16 protein-coding genes are annotated in these 14,304 nt (G+C 73.5%); 13 read left to right on the top strand and 3 right to left on the bottom strand.

Annotated features, from left to right (window positions below):
* Positions 1 to 70: 70 nt before the first annotated feature.
* The 4 genes from alr to ACZ4WV_RS03740 all read left to right on the top strand — a co-directional run bounded on the left by alr (position 71) and on the right by ACZ4WV_RS03740 (position 3,473).
* On the top strand, positions 71 to 1,270 hold the full coding sequence (alr, locus tag ACZ4WV_RS03755; RefSeq protein ID WP_465742432.1) for an alanine racemase: 1,200 nt from the start codon (positions 71 to 73) through the stop codon (positions 1,268 to 1,270).
* Positions 1,267 to 2,574, top strand: a complete 1,308-nt coding sequence (locus tag ACZ4WV_RS03750; RefSeq protein WP_465742430.1) for an alpha/beta fold hydrolase — start codon at positions 1,267 to 1,269, stop codon at positions 2,572 to 2,574. The genes alr and ACZ4WV_RS03750 overlap by 4 nt, the downstream gene beginning before the upstream one ends.
* A gap of 97 nt (positions 2,575 to 2,671) precedes the next feature.
* Positions 2,672 to 3,166 (top strand): tRNA (adenosine(37)-N6)-threonylcarbamoyltransferase complex ATPase subunit type 1 TsaE, encoded by a 495-nt coding sequence (gene tsaE / locus ACZ4WV_RS03745; RefSeq protein ID WP_465742428.1) that lies wholly within the window; start codon positions 2,672 to 2,674, stop codon positions 3,164 to 3,166.
* 109 nt (positions 3,167 to 3,275) lie between these two features.
* Positions 3,276 to 3,473 (top strand): hypothetical protein, encoded by a 198-nt coding sequence (locus ACZ4WV_RS03740; RefSeq protein WP_465742426.1) that lies wholly within the window; start codon positions 3,276 to 3,278, stop codon positions 3,471 to 3,473.
* 13 nt (positions 3,474 to 3,486) lie between these two features.
* On the opposite strand, the gene ACZ4WV_RS03735 is transcribed toward ACZ4WV_RS03740, so the two are convergent.
* The gene (locus ACZ4WV_RS03735; protein ID WP_465742681.1) at positions 3,487 to 4,053 is read right to left on the bottom strand and encodes a L,D-transpeptidase; all 567 of its coding nucleotides are present in this window, start codon (positions 4,051 to 4,053) and stop codon (positions 3,487 to 3,489) included.
* Positions 4,054 to 4,208: 155 nt separating this feature from the next.
* On the opposite strand from ACZ4WV_RS03735, the gene tsaB reads away from it, so the two are divergent.
* The 5 genes from tsaB to ACZ4WV_RS03710 all read left to right on the top strand — a co-directional run bounded on the left by tsaB (position 4,209) and on the right by ACZ4WV_RS03710 (position 7,872).
* Positions 4,209 to 4,883, top strand: coding sequence for a tRNA (adenosine(37)-N6)-threonylcarbamoyltransferase complex dimerization subunit type 1 TsaB (gene tsaB, locus ACZ4WV_RS03730; protein ID WP_465742424.1), 675 nt, complete (start codon positions 4,209 to 4,211; stop codon positions 4,881 to 4,883).
* A gap of 23 nt (positions 4,884 to 4,906) precedes the next feature.
* Positions 4,907 to 5,470 carry a ribosomal protein S18-alanine N-acetyltransferase gene (gene rimI / locus ACZ4WV_RS03725; RefSeq protein WP_465742679.1) on the top strand — a complete coding sequence of 188 codons (564 nt, stop codon included), beginning with the start codon at positions 4,907 to 4,909 and terminating at the stop codon, positions 5,468 to 5,470.
* Positions 5,463 to 6,569, top strand: coding sequence for a tRNA (adenosine(37)-N6)-threonylcarbamoyltransferase complex transferase subunit TsaD (gene tsaD, locus ACZ4WV_RS03720; protein ID WP_465742422.1), 1,107 nt, complete (start codon positions 5,463 to 5,465; stop codon positions 6,567 to 6,569). Before rimI ends, tsaD begins: the two co-directional genes overlap by 8 nt.
* Positions 6,566 to 6,847, top strand: a complete 282-nt coding sequence (locus ACZ4WV_RS03715; protein ID WP_465742420.1) for a hypothetical protein — start codon at positions 6,566 to 6,568, stop codon at positions 6,845 to 6,847. The genes tsaD and ACZ4WV_RS03715 overlap by 4 nt, the downstream gene beginning before the upstream one ends.
* A gap of 116 nt (positions 6,848 to 6,963) precedes the next feature.
* The gene (locus ACZ4WV_RS03710; RefSeq protein WP_465742418.1) at positions 6,964 to 7,872 is read left to right on the top strand and encodes a polysaccharide deacetylase family protein; all 909 of its coding nucleotides are present in this window, start codon (positions 6,964 to 6,966) and stop codon (positions 7,870 to 7,872) included.
* Between the two features lie 10 nt (positions 7,873 to 7,882).
* Here the strand turns inward: ACZ4WV_RS03710 and ACZ4WV_RS03705 are convergent, their stop codons facing one another.
* Positions 7,883 to 9,058, bottom strand: a complete 1,176-nt coding sequence (locus ACZ4WV_RS03705; RefSeq protein WP_465742416.1) for a THUMP-like domain-containing protein — start codon at positions 9,056 to 9,058, stop codon at positions 7,883 to 7,885.
* 335 nt (positions 9,059 to 9,393) lie between these two features.
* Between ACZ4WV_RS03705 and groES the strand changes: the two genes are divergently transcribed.
* The 3 genes from groES to ACZ4WV_RS03690 all read left to right on the top strand — a co-directional run bounded on the left by groES (position 9,394) and on the right by ACZ4WV_RS03690 (position 12,601).
* Positions 9,394 to 9,699: a co-chaperone GroES gene (gene groES / locus ACZ4WV_RS03700; RefSeq protein WP_014136232.1), complete on the top strand. Its 306-nt coding sequence runs from the start codon at positions 9,394 to 9,396 to the stop codon at positions 9,697 to 9,699.
* 117 nt (positions 9,700 to 9,816) lie between these two features.
* Positions 9,817 to 11,448, top strand: a complete 1,632-nt coding sequence (gene groL, locus ACZ4WV_RS03695) for a chaperonin GroEL (protein ID WP_465742414.1) — start codon at positions 9,817 to 9,819, stop codon at positions 11,446 to 11,448.
* A gap of 154 nt (positions 11,449 to 11,602) precedes the next feature.
* Entirely contained in the window at positions 11,603 to 12,601 is a 999-nt protein-coding gene (locus ACZ4WV_RS03690) for a LysR family transcriptional regulator (RefSeq protein ID WP_465742412.1), read from the top strand.
* A 97-nt stretch (positions 12,602 to 12,698) separates the two neighbouring features.
* Here ACZ4WV_RS03690 and ACZ4WV_RS03685 read toward each other — a convergent pair whose 3' ends face one another.
* On the bottom strand, positions 12,699 to 13,025 hold the full coding sequence (locus tag ACZ4WV_RS03685; protein ID WP_350735776.1) for a WhiB family transcriptional regulator: 327 nt from the start codon (positions 13,023 to 13,025) through the stop codon (positions 12,699 to 12,701).
* A gap of 565 nt (positions 13,026 to 13,590) precedes the next feature.
* Here ACZ4WV_RS03685 and ACZ4WV_RS03680 point away from each other — a divergent pair.
* A complete protein-coding gene (locus ACZ4WV_RS03680) occupies positions 13,591 to 14,202 on the top strand; it encodes a response regulator transcription factor (protein WP_014136228.1) in 612 nt (203 codons plus the stop codon).
* The last annotated feature ends 102 nt before the right edge of the window (positions 14,203 to 14,304 follow it).

Genomic DNA, 14,304 nt, shown 5'->3' with positions numbered 1-14,304 from the left:
TCCTGGTGCCGACCGCCGCGCCGACGGGCCGTTCGGCGAGGACTTCGGGACGTCTGGGAGACTGACCCTGATGACAACTGCGAACACGACCGGCACGGCCACCCTCACCGACGGCGTACGGGCCGAGGCGACCATCGATCTCGCCGCCCTGCGCGGCAACCTCGCCGCGCTGCGCGAGCGCGTCGGCGGCTCCGCCGTGATGCTCGCGGTCAAGGCCGACGCCTACGGCCACGGCGCGGTCGAGTGCGCCCGGGAGGCGGTCGCCGACGGCGTGGGCTGGCTCGGCTGCGCGACGCCCGAGGAGGCGCTGGCGCTGCGGGCCGCGGGCATCCGCCCGGAGCAGGCCCGGATCCTGTGCTGGCTGTGGACCCCCGGCGGCCCGTGGCGCGAGGCGCTGCGCGCGGACCTGGACATCTCGGTGAGCGGCCAGTGGGCGCTGGACGAACTGCTGCCCGCCGTCCGGGAGACCGGCATCCGGGCGCGGGTCCACCTGAAGGCCGACACCGGCCTCGGCCGCAACGGCTGCCAGCCGCACGACTGGCCGCAGCTGGTGGCGAACGCCCGGCGCGCCGAGGCCGAGGGCCTGCTGGAGGTCGTCGGCATCTGGTCGCACTTCGCCGCCGCGGACGAGCCCGGCCACCCGTCCATCCGCGCCCAGCTGGACTCCTACCGCGCCGCGCTGGCGCACGCCGAGGCCGCCGGGCTGCGCCCGCAGGTCCGCCACCTGGCGAACTCGCCGGCCACCCTGCTGCTGCCCGAGGCGCACTTCGACCTGGTCCGCACCGGCCTCGCCGCGTACGGGCTGTCCCCGGTGCCCGAGGTGGGCTCGCCGGCCGACTTCGGACTGCGCCCGGTGATGGCGCTGACCGCCCGGCTGGCACTGGTCAAACACGTGCCCGGCGGGCACGGGGTCAGCTACGGCCACCACTACGTGACGCCCGGCCCGACCACGCTGGGCCTCGTCCCGGTCGGCTACGGCGACGGGGTTCCGCGCCACGCCAGCGGCACCGGCCCGGTGCAGATCGGCGGCAAGTGGCGCACGGCGGCCGGCCGGGTGGCGATGGACCAGTTCGTGGTGGACCTGGGCGGTGACACCCCGGAGGTCGGCGACGAGGTGCTGCTGTTCGGCAACGGCGAGCGCGGCGAACCGACCGCCGAGGACTGGGCCCGCGCCAGCGGCACCATCTCGTACGAGATCATCACCCGGATCGGCGCCCGGGTGCCCCGCCGCTACCTCGGCGGCAGCCACGGTCAGGGCCTGCCGGCATGACCGACACGCCGGCCGAGAACAGTCCGGTCGCGGCGGTGGCCAAGGCGGCCGGCGTGGCCACCGGGGTGAGCCGGGCCGGTGTGATCGGGATCTCCGTCGGGGTGCTCGCGGCCGGCGCGGCCGCGGGCGTCGCGCTGGAGCGGCTGACGGTCGGCCGGGCGATGCGCCGCCGGGCCCGGGCCGAGTTGGACGCGGCCGCCCCGTACGGCTCGCTGCGCGGGCGCCCGACGACGGTGGCGGCGCCGGACGGCACGCAGCTGTACGTCGAACTGGACGGCACCGGCTGGGACGAGCCGGACGGCCGCCGCCCTGAGCGCCCCGAGCGCCCCGAACGTCTGGAAGGCGAGCGGGCGGGCACCGGCCCCGAGCCGCTGACCGTGGTGTTCAGCCACGGCTACTGCCTCAACCAGGACAGCTGGCACTTCCAGCGGGCCGCGCTGCGCGAGGGCATGCGGCTGGTCTTCTGGGACCAGCGCAGCCACGGCCGCTCCGAGCGGTCCCGCTCCTACCTGGCGGGGGAGTCGGCGAGCATCGACCACCTGGGCGGAGACCTCAAGGCGGTGATCGACGCCGTCGCGCCGACCGGGCCGCTGGTGCTGGTGGGCCACTCGATGGGTGGCATGGCGGTGATGGCGCTGGCCGACCAGTACCCGGAGCTGTTCCGGGAGCGGGTCGCCGGGGTCGCGCTGGTCGGCACCCTGGCCGGGGGCTGGAACGAGGTGAGCCTCGGTCTCCCGAAGGCCGGAGCGAAGCTGTTCAGGAGGGTGGCGCCCGGGGTGGTGAAGCTGCTCGGCCGTCAGGTCGAGCTGGTGGAGGCGACCAGGCGGGCGGGCTCGGACCTGAGCGCCGTCCTCTACCGGCGGTTCTCCTTCGGCAGCCGGGACGTCGACCCCGCCGTGGTGCGGTTCGCCGAACAGCTGCTGGACGCCACGCCGATCGACGTGGTCGCCGAGTTCTTCCCGGTGTTCGGCGCGCACGAGAAGTACGAGGCGCTGGCCGCTCTGCGCGGCCTGCCCGTCCTGGTGCTGGCCGGGACGAAGGACCTGCTGACGCCCGCCACGCACAGCGAGGCGATGGCCGAGCGGCTGCCGGGCGCCGAGCTGGTCCTGGTCGAGGGCGCCGGCCACCTGGTGCTGCTGGAGTGCCCGGGGCTGCTCGACCACGAGCTGGCGCGGCTGCTGCGCCGGGCCGCGGCCTTCGCCGGCGCCGCGCCGCTGCCGGCCGGTGTCGTCCGGCTGGCCGGCGAACGGCCCCGCGACCGGGCCGGAGGACAGGGCCCGAACCCGGCCGTCGACCCGGCCTGACCCCCCGCCCGCCACGGCGGGGTGCGGCGATGTGGCACGGTAGCGGTGGCGGCCGGTGGTCGGTGCGCCGCTACGGAGCGAAGGGCAAGACACACGCATGGGCTCGCACGCCACTCTCACCGTCCCCACGCCGGAGCGGATGGGCCGGCTCGGCCGGGAGCTGGCCGCGCTGCTGCGGCCGGGTGACCTGGTGCTGCTCTCCGGGGAGCTGGGGGCGGGGAAGACCACGCTGACCCGGGGCCTGGGGGAGGGGCTGCAGGTCCGCGGCGCGGTGACCTCGCCGACCTTCGTGATCGCCCGGGTGCACCCCTCGCTGGTCGGCGGCCCGGCCTTGGTGCACGTGGACGCGTACCGGCTGGGCGGGGACCTGGACGAGATGGAGGACCTCGACCTGGACGTCTCGCTGCCGGAGTCGGTGGTCGTGGTCGAGTGGGGCGAGGGCAAGGTCGAGCGGCTGTCCGAGGACCGGCTGGAGGTGCGGATCGAGCGGGCGATCGGCGACACCGCCGGGGAGGACCACGACCCGCGCCGGGTGGTGCTGACCGGCATCGGAGCCCGCTGGGCGGACGCGCGGCTGGAGAAGCTGGCCTGACCCGGCCGCCGCCGTTTTGCCGACAGCCTGTCGGCATGGTGTTGCGGGCGGGGTGCCGGGCGTGGTGGGATGGGTGCTGCGGTTAGGTCTGCCTAACTAGGGAGGCGCCATGTCGAGCACCACCCCCGCCCCGGAGCGCGCCGCGCGCGACACCGGGGCCGGAGAGTCCGCCCGCCGCGCTCCGGGAGCGCCGATGCGGGCGCTGCTGGCCGCGTGCGCGGCCGCCGAGGCGGTCTCCACCCCGCCCGAACCGGAGCCGCGGCAGGCCGACGAGCCCGAGGCCGGAACACCCCGGGCTGCCGCCTGACGGCGCCTGGAACTCAGGCGATCACGACCACCTTGGTGCCGTTGGGCGCGAAGTCCCAGAGCAGCTGCCCGTCGGCACGGCTGCCGCGGATGCCGCCGGTCTTGGTCTTCGGGTCGGCGGGCGACGTCGTGCCGTCCAGCGCCGCGCTGAAGCCGAAGACCACGCCGTTCTGCTGCGCGAAGCGCACCACGTGCTCGATCTGCCGGCCGTCCGTGCCGGTGCCGCTCGGGGTGCGGCTGTACACCGAGTAGCTGCCCGGGGTCGGCTCGACGGAGCCCGGGGCGACCTGGAAGACGGCCGCGACCTGCGGGTTCTTCCTCGGGTCGACCAGCCAGACGTAGTGGGTGCTCACCGAGTAGACCACCCGGGTGCCGCTGCCCGAGCTGACCGGCAGCGCCGGGGCGGTCGGGGTGGCCGAGGCGCTCGGCGTCGCGGAGGCGGCCGGCCCGGTGGACGTCGCCGCGGTGGTGGGGCGGGCGCCGCCCGCGCGGTCCTGCGCGCCGTTGGCCTGGAAGGCCAGCAGGCTCACCACCGCCAGGGCCCCCAGGGTCAACCCCGTGACCACCACTCCAGGACCCATCTTCGCCACGTGCCGCTCCCGCCGCCGTCCTCTGTCCGTACCGCCCTTATCGTGCCAGGTCCGCCCGGCGGGTCCGCAGCGCCCAGTACGTGTGTTCCGGATGCGGACACCAGCTCGATCGGCCGGTCGGCCCAACGTCGGTCTAACCTTGACCCGTGCTGCTGCTCGCGTTCGACACCGCTACCCCCGCCGTCACCGCCGCCGTCCACGACGGCACGGCCGTCCTCGCCGAGACCCACCAGGTCGACGCCCGGCGCCACGGCGAACTGCTGCTGCCCGCGATCGACCGGGTCCTGAGCGCCGCCGGGGTGGACAAGCACCGGCTCACCGGCATCGCGGTCGGCGTCGGCCCGGGGCCGTACACCGGCCTGCGGGTCGGCCTGGTGACCGCCGCCGCGCTCGGACACGCGCTCGGCCTGCCGGTGCACGGCGTCTGCACCCTGGACGCGATCGCCTTCCAGGCCCGCGCCGAGGGCCTGGCCGGGGAGCCGTTCACGGTGGCCACCGACGCGCGCCGCAAGGAGGTCTACTGGGCCTCCTACGACGCCGAGGGCCGGCGCACCGAGGGCCCGGGCGTGGACCGCCCCGCCGAGCTGACCCCGCAGGCCCGCTCGGTCGGCGCCGGCGCGCTGCTCTACCCCGACGCCTTCCCCGGCGCCCACGGCCCCGAGCACGTCTCGGCCGGCGCCCTGGCCGGCTTCGCCGCCGCCGAGCTGGCCGCCGGCCGCGAGCTGCTGCCGAACCTCCCGCTGTACCTGCGCCGGCCGGACGCCCAGGTCCCGGCGGGCTACAAGACCGTGCTGGGGGGCAAGGCGGTGCTCCCGGCGTGAACCACGGCACCACCCTGCGCCCGATGCGCTGGTGGGACATCGAGCCGGTGATGGAGCTGGAGCTCAAGCTCTTCCCCGAGGACGCCTGGTCCCGCGGGATGTACTGGTCCGAACTCGCCGAGGCCCACCACGGCGGCACCCGCCACTACACCGTCGCCACCACCGGTGACGGCGCCGTCGTCGGCTATGCCGGGCTGATGGCGGTCGCCGGCGAGGGCGACGTCCAGACCATCGCCGTCGACGAGCGCCACCAGGGCACCGGCCTCGGCGCGGCGCTGCTCACCGACCTGATTTGCGAGGCCGCCCGGCGCGGCTGCGCCGAACTGCTGCTGGAGGTCCGGGTGGACAACCCGCGCGCCCAACGGCTGTACGAGCGCCACGGCTTCGAACCGGTGGGCATCCGACGCGGCTACTACCAGCCGGCCAACGTCGACGCGCTGGTGATGCGCCTCGACCACCCGAGCCTCGACCACCCGAGCCTCGACCACCCGAGTCTGGGCCACCCGAGCCTCGGCCAACCGGGCCTCGACCACCCGAGCACTGACAGCACTGACCTGAAGGACATTGAGGACACCCCCCATGGCTGACGAACCGCTCGTCCTCGGCATCGAGACCTCCTGCGACGAGACCGGCGTCGGCATCGTGCGCGGCACCACGCTGCTGGCCGACGCGGTCGCCTCCAGCGTCAACGACCACGCCCGCTTCGGCGGCGTCGTCCCGGAGATCGCCAGCCGCGCCCACCTGGAGGCGATGGTCCCGACCATCCAGCGCGCCCTGGACACGGCCGGGGTCAAGGCCAGCGACCTGGACGGCATCGCCGTCACCGCCGGCCCCGGCCTGGCCGGCGCGCTGCTGGTCGGCGTCAGCGCCGCGAAGGCGTACGCCTGGGCGCTCGACAAGCCGCTGTACGGGGTCAACCACCTCGCCTCGCACATCTGCGTGGACCAGCTGGAGCACGGCCGGCTGCCCTCGCCGACGATGGCCCTGCTGGTCTCCGGCGGGCACTCCTCGCTGCTGCTCAGCGAGGACATCACCACCGACGTCCGGCCGCTCGGCGCGACCATCGACGACGCGGCCGGCGAGGCCTTCGACAAGGTCGCCCGGGTGCTCGGCCTGGGTTTCCCCGGCGGGCCGGTCGTCGACCGGACGGCCCGCGAGGGCGACCGCAAGGCGATCGCCTTCCCCCGCGGCCTGACCGGGAAGAACGACCCGGAGTACGACTTCTCCTTCTCCGGCCTGAAGACCGCCGTCGCCCGCTGGGTGGAGGCCAAGCGCCGGGCCGGCGAGGAGGTGCCGATCGCCGATGTCGCGGCCTCCTTCCAGGAGGCGGTCACCGACGTGCTCACCCGCAAGGCCGTCAAGGCGTGCAAGGACAACGGCGTCGACCACCTGATGATCGGCGGCGGGGTGGCCGCCAACTCCCGGCTGCGCGAGATGGCGCAGCAGCGCTGCGACCGGGCCGGCATCCGGCTGCGGGTGCCCCGGCCGGGCCTGTGCACCGACAACGGCGCGATGGTCGCCGCGCTCGGCTCCGAGATGGTGTGGCGCGGCCGCACGCCGTCCGCCTTCGACCTGTCGGCGGACTCCTCGCTGCCCGTCACCGACGTCCACGTGCCCTCCGCGGACCTCGGGCACGGCGACGTGCACGGCCAGGCGTACGAGGCCCTGGGGGGCGGCGCCGCGTGACCGTCGCCGTCATGTGGGAGGCCCGGGCGGCGGATGGCCGTGGCGCCGAACTCGCCGCCTGGGTCCGGGAGTCCGCGCTGCCCGCGGTGCGCGGTGCGGCCGGCCTGGAGCGCCTGGAACTGCTTTCCGCCCCGGGCGCCTCCCCGGCCGAGGGACGGGAGCGGGTGCTGCTGATCACCTGGTGGAGCGGCGAGCCGGTACCGCTCGCCGACCCGCCGGCCGAGCTGATCGGCCGTCCGGTGCACCGCTGGTCCTTCACCAGCGAGCACGTCGAATAGCCGCACCGCGTAACCGCGTAACCGCGTAACCGAACAGCCGGTGGTCGGGAACCGCCGCCCCGGCCGCTACCGTGCATAGCTGAGAGAACGCTGGACGGGACCGGGAGCGCGGTGCAGTGAACAGGGACGGGCGAAGCAGGACCAGGACGTTCGCGGTGGGGGCGCTGGCCCTGCTGGCCTTCGCCACCGCGTGCGGCGACAACGGGGGCGGCGGTACGGCGGCCGCGACGAAGACCGCCCCGGCCGCGCCCCAGCCGCCCGGCGGCGGCGCCGCGCCGACGGCCGCGGCCACCACGCCCGGCGCGGCCCCGGCCCAGAGCGACGCCGCGGCCTGGGCGAAGTGGAACCTCAAGCCGCTCGCCCCGGCCCCCGCCCCGCCAGCCGACAAGCCGATCAAGCTCGAACGCAGCGGCACCGTCCCGGTGTTCAGCGACGTGAAGACGAGCGACAAGGTCGTGTTCATCACCATCGACGACGGCGCCGAGAAGGACCCGAAGTTCGTCGAGATGCTGACCGACCTCAAGGTGCCGATCACGATGTTCCTGACCAAGGACATCGTCAAGAACGACTACGGCTACTTCAAGCCACTCCAGGCGCTCGGCAACCACATCCAGAACCACACCGTCACCCACCCGGTGATGAGCAAGCTCTCCCCGGACAAGCAGAAGTCCGAGATCTGCGACGACCAGGCCGCGCTGACCCAGCAGTACGGCACCGCCCCGCTGCTGTTCCGTCCGCCGTTCGGCGACGGCGCCAACACCCCGACGCTCAACTCCTCGGTGCAGCAGTGCGGTCCGCGCGCGATCGTGTTGTGGCGCGAGTCGATGCAGATCCACGACATGCAGTACCAGGCCGCCGACAAGAAGCTGAAGCCCGGCGACATCATCCTGGCGCACTTCCGGGGCCCCAAGGAGCTCAAGGGCGCCACGATGACCCAGATGTTCGGCGACTTGCTGGCCCGGATCCAGGAGCAGGGCTTCTCGGTGGCCCGGTTGGACGACTACATCCAGCCACCGGCGTCGTAGGGCCGGGCGCCTACGGGGCCGTCACGGGCTGTCCCAGCATCATCAGCGGCCCCCGGTCGGTGCGGCTGAGGACCACCGTGACGGTGTTCGGCCCGGAGGGCTTGAGCTGGCGGCGCAGTTCCTCCGGGGTGATCGCCATCCCGCGCTTCTTGATCACCACCGTGCCGACGCCGCGCTCCCGCAGCAGGGCCTTGAGCTTCTTGATGTGGAAGGGCAGTACGTCGGTGAGCTCGAAGGCGTGCGCGTACGGGGTGGCGACCAGCCGGTCCGAGGTCAGGTAGGCGATCTTCGGGTCGATCAGCCGGCCGTCGACCTGCTCGGCCACCTCGGCCACCAGGTGGGCCCGGATGACCGCGCCGTCCGGCTCGTACAGGTACCGCCCGACCGGGCCGGCCGCCGGGTCGGGCAGGTCCCCGCCGGTCAGGCTGGCGCCCTGGGGCAGCAGGGTGGCGCGGTGCGGGCGGGCCGCCCGGGTGCCGAACCAGAGCACCGCCTCCTTGACGTCCCCGTGGTCGGACACCCACTCGGCCTCGGCGTCCGCCGGGACGGCCTCGTGCGGGATGCCGGGGGCGACCTTCAGCGCGCCGATCGGCGTCCGCCGTCCGGCCTCGACCGCCCAGGACAGCGGCGGGGTGTAGGCCTCGGGGTCGAACACCCGGCCGCGCGAGGTGCGGCGGGCCGGATCGGTGAACACCGCGTCGTAGCCGGTGACGTCCACCTCGGCGACGTCCGCGCAGCGCACCTCGACCAGGTCGGAGAGGCCGAGCGCGGCGGCGTTGGCCGCGGTCGCCGCGCAGGCCGCCGGGTCCTTGTCGACGGCCAGCACCTCGATCCCGGCCCGGGCCAGCGCCAGCACGTCGCCGCCGATGCCGCAGCACAGGTCGGCGAGCCGCCGTACCCCCAGCCCGGCGAACCGGCGCGCCCGCCACTCGGCCACGCTGCGCCGGGTGGACTGTTCGACGCCGTTGGGCGTGAAGTACATCCGGTCGGCGTCCGCACCGAACTTCGCCCGCGCCCGCTGCCGCAGCCGGGCCTGCCCGAACGCCGCGGACACCAGCTCGGCGGGGTGCTCCCGCCGCAGCCGGGTGGCCAGGGCCAGCTCCTCCTCGGGTGTGAACTCGCGCAGCTCGGCGAGCAGGGCCTGACCCCGGGGGGTCAGCAGGGGCTGGAGGTTCTCGGTGTCCACGGGCCCATTCTCGCCGGTGATCCGTGGCGGCTCACGACGGCGTCGGGCCGGTGCACCGGTGCGCGGGTGCGCCGGGACTCCCGGGCGCGACGCCGATCCGACGGCCCGCCAGGGCCGAACGGCCGTGCGGTTACTCGCCCGTAGCGCCGAGTCGCCGGGCGCGCCGTTGGCACTCTGGTTGACTGAGTGCTAACACAGGCCTATGGTCGTCCTTGGCACTCCCCAGTGGGGGAGTGCTAACGCGAAGACGCGTGTCTGACCCCCGCGACGGCAGGCTCGCAGGTTCGCCCCATACCCGTTAGAAAGCCCCGTAATCTCCGAAGGGGAGCTCGGACGTGACCACCAGCAGCAAGGTTGCCATCAAGCCGCTCGAGGACCGCATCGTGGTCCAGCCGCTCGACGCCGAGACCACCACGGCCTCCGGCCTGGTTATCCCGGACACCGCCAAGGAGAAGCCCCAGGAGGGCGTCGTCCTGGCCGTCGGCCCGGGCCGCTTCGAGGACGGCCAGCGTCTGCCGCTCGACGTCGCCGTCGGTGACATCGTCCTGTACTCGAAGTACGGCGGCACCGAGGTGAAGTACCAGGGCGAGGAGTACCTGGTGCTCTCGGCCCGCGACGTCCTCGCGATCATCGAGAAGTAAGACGCCCCCGACCCGCCCCGGAACCGTGTCCTCCATGACAGCGGCCCGGGGCGTGGTTGTTGGTTCACGTTGTTCGGCGGCCGGTCGGTCGGCCGCAGCCCCGAGGGAATAGGGAACATGGCGAAGATCCTGCAGTTCGACGAGGACGCCCGCCGCTCGCTGGAGCGCGGTGTCAACAAGCTGGCCGACACTGTCAAGGTGACCATCGGCCCCAAGGGCCGCAACGTCGTCATCGACAAGAAGTTCGGCGCCCCGACCATCACCAACGACGGTGTCACCATCGCCCGTGAGGTCGAGCTGGACGACCCGTACGAGAACCTTGGCGCGCAGCTCGTCAAGGAGGTCGCCACCAAGACCAACGACGTCGCGGGTGACGGCACCACCACCGCCACCGTGCTGGCCCAGGCCCTGGTCAACGAGGGTCTGCGCAACGTCGCCGCCGGCGCCGGCCCGGCCGCCCTGAAGAAGGGCATCGACAAGGCCGTCGCCGCCGTCTCCGAGCACCTGCTGTCCGTGGCCCGCGAGATCGAGGGCAAGGACGACGTCGCCGCCGTCGCGTCCCTCTCCGCCCAGGACCCGCAGATCGGCGAGCTGATCGCCGAGGCGATCGACAAGGTCGGCAAGGACGGTGTCATCACCGTCGAGGAGTCGAACACCTTCGGCGTGGAGCTGGACTTCACCGAGGGCATGCAGTTCGACAAGGGTTACCTGTCGCCCTACTTCGTCACCGACGCGGAGCGGCAGGAGGCGGTCCTGGAGGACCCGTACATCCTGATCAACCAGGGCAAGATCTCCTCCATCCAGGAGCTGCTGCCGCTGCTGGAGAAGATCCTGCAGGGCGGCTCCTCCAAGCCGCTGCTGATCATCGCCGAGGACGTCGACGGCGAGGCGCTGTCGACCCTGGTCGTGAACAAGATCCGTGGCACCTTCAACGCCGTCGCCGTCAAGGCGCCGGGCTTCGGCGACCGCCGCAAGGCGATCCTCGGCGACCTCGCCGTTCTGACCGGCGGCCAGGTCATCTCCGAGGAGGTCGGCCTCAAGCTCGACCAGGTCGGCCTGGACGTGCTGGGCACCGCCCGCCGCGTGACCATCACCAAGGACGCGACCACCGTCGTCGACGGTGCCGGTGACACCGAGGCCGTGGCCGGCCGCGTCGCCCAGATCAAGGGCGAGATCGCCGCCACCGACTCCGACTGGGACCGCGAGAAGCTGCAGGAGCGCCTGGCCAAGCTGGCCGGCGGCGTCTGCGTCATCAAGGTCGGCGCCGCCACCGAGGTGGAGCTGAAGGAGCGCAAGCACCGCCTGGAGGACGCCATCTCGGCGACCCGCGCCGCGGTCGAGGAGGGCATCGTCGCCGGTGGTGGCGCCTCCCTGGTCCACGCCGCCAAGGTGCTGAACGACGGCCTGGGCCTGTCGGGCGACGAGGCCACCGGTGTCGCCGTGGTCCGCAAGGCGCTGCACGAGCCGCTGCGCTGGATCGCCCAGAACGCCGGCCTGGAGGGTTACGTCATCACCTCCAAGGTTTCCGAGCTGGAGCCCGGCCAGGGCTACAACGCCGCCACCGGCGAGTACGGCGACCTGGTGAAGGCCGGCGTCATCGACCCGGTGAAGGTCACCCGCTCCGCCCTGGAGAACGCCGCCTCGATCGCCTCCCTCCTGCTCACCACCGAGACCCTCGTGGTGGAGAAGAAGGAGGAGGAGGCCGACAACGGTCACGGCCACTCGCACGGTCACGGCCACTCGCACTGAGGCTCCGACGCCTGACCGGAGGCCCGGTCCGCGCCCCGCGAGGGGTGACGGACCGGGCCTCCGGCGTTGGGCGCCCAGGGGCGGGCCGTCGTCCTTCCGGCTTCAACTATCAGGAGAATTTTGCGAAACGCAAAGTTTGCCTTATAACTGAAGCATGATCGAGGCCCGCCATCTGCGCGTCCTGCGTGCCGTCGCCCGCACCGGCTCCTTCTCCGCCGCCGCCCGCGAGCTGGGGTGTACGCAACCTGCCATCAGCCAGCAGATGAAGGCTCTGGAGAAGTCCGTCGACACCCCGCTGGTGGTCCGCTCCGGCCGTGGGATGCAGCTCAGCGAGGCCGGGCGGGTCCTGCTCAAGCATGCCACCGGAATCCTGGCCGGGCTCTCCGCCGCCGAGGAGGAGGTCGCCGCGATCGCCGGACTGCGGGCCGGGCGGGTGCGACTGGTCTCCTTCCCGACCGCGAGTTCCACCTTGGTGCCGCCCGCGGTAGCCCGGCTGCGGGACAGCCATCCGGGGGTGCGCGTGTCGCTGGTCGAGGCGGAACCGCCGGAGTCGCTGGCCATGCTGCGCGGCGGCGAGTGCGAGATCGCGCTGGCCTTCCGCTACCCGCAGCCGGACGGCGCGGCGGTGCTGCCGGCCCCCGCGCACGGGACCCCGCGCGAGGCGCGGGCGGAGGCGAACCTGGAGGCGCAGCAGCTCTCGGCCGGGACGGACTGGTCCGACCTGGTGGTCACCCCGCTGCTGGACGACGCCCTGGTGGGCCTGCTGCCCGCCGCCCATCCGCTGGCCGGGCGGGGTGGGCCGGTGAAGCTGGCGGAGCTGGCGGGGGAGCAGTGGATCGCCGGCTGCCCGCAGTGCCGGGGGCACTTGGTGGAGCTGTGCGCCGGGGCGGGCTTCGAACCCCGGATCGACTTCGCGACCGACGACTACCCGGCGGTGGTCGGCCTGGTGGCGGCCGGGCTCGGGGTCGCGGTGCTGCCCCGGCTGGCCCTGCGGTCGGTGCGCCCTGACGGCGTGTCGACGGTGCCGGTGCGGACGGCCTCCGGGGCTCCCGCGCTGCGCCAGGTGGTGGCGCTGACCCTGCCGGACCTCGCCGAGGTGCCGGCCGTCGCGCTGATGCTGGAGCGGCTGGCGGGCGCGGCCGCCGACCGCTGACGCCCGGTGGTGGCTCCCTCTCGGAGCCCGTAGCGGCGGTGCGAGGTCTGAGGCGCCGCGAAGAAACGTTTCTTCACGGCGCACCGCGGAGCCGGGTCTAGCGCCGGGCGACGGCCGGCGGGGTCAGCGGGACCTCCACCAGGCGGTGCCGCGAGCGGCCCAGCATCTCCTCGCGCTCGTCCTCCGTCATCCCTCCCCAGACGCCGTACGGCTCGCGGACCGCCAGGGCGTGCGCGGCGCACTCGGCGATCACCGGGCAGCGCATGCAGACCTCCTTGGCGCTGGCCTCGCGCGAACTGCGCGCAGCCCCGCGCTCGCCCTCCGGGTGGAAGAAGAGCGAGCTGTCCACGCCGCGGCAGGCTGCCGAGAGCTGCCAGTCCCAGAGGTCCGCGTTGGGACCGGGGAGGCGGGAGAAATCTGCCATGGCTCATTCCCTTCGGATGCGGTCGGCCTTCAGCCGGGTGTGTTCGGCGGGCTGCTGCCGAGCGGTGCCCGGCGGGGCGTCCCGCGCTGGTGTGGACACCTGGAAATATGACTTAAGGCAACTCCATGGACAAGTCACCCACAGACGGGCACAACAGTCAATGACCATGCGAAAGCTATAAAAGCGGGCAAAGCGGGCAATGGGTTTCGGCGGGCGAGGGTGCGGCAATCGGGTGGCCGACGGGCGCGCGAACGACCCGCACCGGTGTGCGGGTCGTGCGCCGACCGCGCGCGAGCTGCGGAAAAGTGCGGCGTGTGCACCGCGATGCGGCTGATCCGTAACGGGTCGGCCACGTACAGTGGTGGAGATGGCCTGAAGGCCGTAACTCATTCGAGTGACGGTCGTTGGAAGTGCGGAGGCGGTTAGCGGGCGCCGGACGTCGGGAACGATCGCGGGCAAGTCGGGGCGATCAGGTCGAAGTCCGTCGCCGATCGGCCGTGTCGGAGAGGTTCGTACCAGCCAGGAGGCTCAACGTGACGCGGATCAGCTGCGGAGGACGACGGTCATGACTTCCGTTCTCGTTTGCGACGATTCCCCGCTCGCCCGCGAGGCGCTTCGCCGCGCCGTCGCGACCGTACCCGGCGTGGACCGGGTCACCACCGCGACGAACGGGGAGGAGGTCCTCCGCCGCTGGGTGGCCGACCGCTCCGATCTCGTCCTGATGGACGTCCGGATGCCCGGCCTCGGCGGGGTCGAGACGGTCCGGCGGCTGCTGTCCGCCGACCCGGGCGCCCGGATCATCATGCTCACCGTCGCCGAGGACCTCGACGGTGTCGCGCTCGCGGTGGCCGCGGGTGCCCGCGGGTACCTGCACAAGGACGCCTCGCGCGCCGAGCTGCGGGCCACCGTCACCCAGGCCCTAGCCGACCCGACCTGGCGGCTCGCCCCGCGCCGGCTGCGCAGCCCCGACATGGGCGCCGCGCCGACCCTGACGGCGCGTGAGATCCAGGTGCTGGAGGGCATGAGCCACGGCCGTAGCAACGCGGAGATCGGCCGCGAGCTGTTCCTCTCCGAGGACACCGTCAAGACCCACGCCCGACGGCTGTTCAAGAAGCTCGGGGCCTCCGACCGCGCGCACGCGGTGGCGCTGGGCTTCCGCTGGGGCCTGGTCCGCTGACCGCCGCGGCGCCGGGGATGCGGCGCGCCGCCGTCGATTCCCGGAGCGGGTACCGCACGGGCGTGTGACGTTACGGTCCCGAGGTTGCACCATGGAGGAGTG

Source organism: Kitasatospora sp. NPDC029312, from assembly GCF_055569215.1.
This window is presented reverse-complemented; position numbering and strand designations above follow the sequence as displayed.

What these genes read in the sequence shown, in the direction of transcription:
- alr (WP_465742432.1), top strand. Translation starts at nt 71, where the DNA reads ATGACAACTGCGAACACGACCGGCACGGCCACCCTCACCGACGGCGTA.
- ACZ4WV_RS03750 (WP_465742430.1), top strand. Translation starts at nt 1,267, where the DNA reads ATGACCGACACGCCGGCCGAGAACAGTCCGGTCGCGGCGGTGGCCAAG.
- tsaE (WP_465742428.1), top strand. Translation starts at nt 2,672, where the DNA reads ATGGGCTCGCACGCCACTCTCACCGTCCCCACGCCGGAGCGGATGGGC.
- ACZ4WV_RS03740 (WP_465742426.1), top strand. Translation starts at nt 3,276, where the DNA reads ATGTCGAGCACCACCCCCGCCCCGGAGCGCGCCGCGCGCGACACCGGG.
- ACZ4WV_RS03735 (WP_465742681.1), bottom strand. Translation starts at nt 4,053, where the DNA reads ATGGGTCCTGGAGTGGTGGTCACGGGGTTGACCCTGGGGGCCCTGGCG.
- rimI (WP_465742679.1), top strand. Translation starts at nt 4,907, where the DNA reads ATGCGCTGGTGGGACATCGAGCCGGTGATGGAGCTGGAGCTCAAGCTC.
- tsaD (WP_465742422.1), top strand. Translation starts at nt 5,463, where the DNA reads ATGGCTGACGAACCGCTCGTCCTCGGCATCGAGACCTCCTGCGACGAG.
- groL (WP_465742414.1), top strand. Translation starts at nt 9,817, where the DNA reads ATGGCGAAGATCCTGCAGTTCGACGAGGACGCCCGCCGCTCGCTGGAG.
- ACZ4WV_RS03690 (WP_465742412.1), top strand. Translation starts at nt 11,603, where the DNA reads ATGATCGAGGCCCGCCATCTGCGCGTCCTGCGTGCCGTCGCCCGCACC.
- ACZ4WV_RS03685 (WP_350735776.1), bottom strand. Translation starts at nt 13,025, where the DNA reads ATGGCAGATTTCTCCCGCCTCCCCGGTCCCAACGCGGACCTCTGGGAC.
- ACZ4WV_RS03680 (WP_014136228.1), top strand. Translation starts at nt 13,591, where the DNA reads ATGACTTCCGTTCTCGTTTGCGACGATTCCCCGCTCGCCCGCGAGGCG.